Raw genomic sequence first — 1,122 nt, 5'->3', positions numbered from 1 at the left:
TCGTAGAACTTACCGATCCGGTCGAGCGCCTCGCGGGCGATCTCGGATTTGGTCGAGGACCAGAAGTCGTGGAAGTCTCGGCGCAGGTGAGCCCAACAGGCCGCTTCGCGCAAACGCCGCGTGCCATCGGGGTCAGGCTCATAGAGCTTGGCATAACCCTTGTAGCCGTCAGCCTGAAGGATTCCGCGGGCGTTGGCCAGATGGCCGAGAACATGCTCTTCCTTCCAGTCTGGCGCAAAGCGATAGACAGCACCCGGTGGCGATGCCCCCGCCCAAGGGCGTTGATCGCGCACATAGGCCCAGATCCGGCCTTGTTTGACACCTTTGCCCAGCCCCTTGTCGCGCAAAGAGCGATCCAGCACCCGGATCGGCGTATCATCCGCATGCAGCAAGTCGCTGCCCATGATGTGGGCCTCGATCCGTTCGATCAGCGGCGACAGGGTCTTCATGGCGCTGCCACACCAGCCTACCAGCGTGCTTTCTGGGATGTCTGCCCCCATGCGTTCGAAGATCTCGTGTTGGCGATATAACGGAAGGTGGTCGTCGAACTTCGAGACAAGCACATGGGCCAGCAGGTTCGGCCCTGCCATACTGCCGGGGATCGGACGGCTGGGTGCTGGTTCCTGCACCATCCGCTCACAACGGCGACAGGATTTCTTGATCCGGGCGATCTGGATCACCTTCATCTGGGCAGTAATCATGTCGAGGAGTTCGCTGACATCCTCACCCACCACGCGCAGATCACCGCCACAGTCAGGGCAGCAGGTGCCGGGGTCCAGTTCACGGCGTTCGCGTGGGGTCGTATCCGAGACACGTGGTCGGCGGCGCAAAGCGGGTGCATCAGCAGGGTCTGGGGTTGGTTCATTCGACCCCTCGTCGATGGGGCCGTCATCGTCTTCGGCCACCGCAATCAGCAGGTCTTCGAGCGCCAGCTCCAACTGTTCGATCTCGCGTTCGATCTTTTCCGAGGACTTGCCGAAAGCCAGTTTCTGCAATTTGGCGATCCGCAGGCGAAGCGCCTGAACCAGCTGGTCATGAACGCGCAACGTAGCCGATATCTTGGCATTCTCCGCTTGCAAAGCCGCAATCATCGCCTTCAAAATGGCGGGATCATCGGGGAGG

Annotated in this window: 1 protein-coding gene; it reads right to left on the bottom strand. The window is 61.0% G+C overall.

Annotated elements, in window-relative coordinates; translation table 11 throughout:
- A partial coding sequence (gene tnpC / locus H147_RS0119115) for an IS66 family transposase (RefSeq protein ID WP_019956986.1) occupies positions 1-1,122 on the bottom strand: 1,122 nt, incomplete at both ends.

The organism is Yoonia vestfoldensis DSM 16212 (genome assembly GCF_000382265.1).
Classification (GTDB): domain Bacteria; phylum Pseudomonadota; class Alphaproteobacteria; order Rhodobacterales; family Rhodobacteraceae; genus Yoonia; species Yoonia vestfoldensis.
This window is presented reverse-complemented; position numbering and strand designations above follow the sequence as displayed.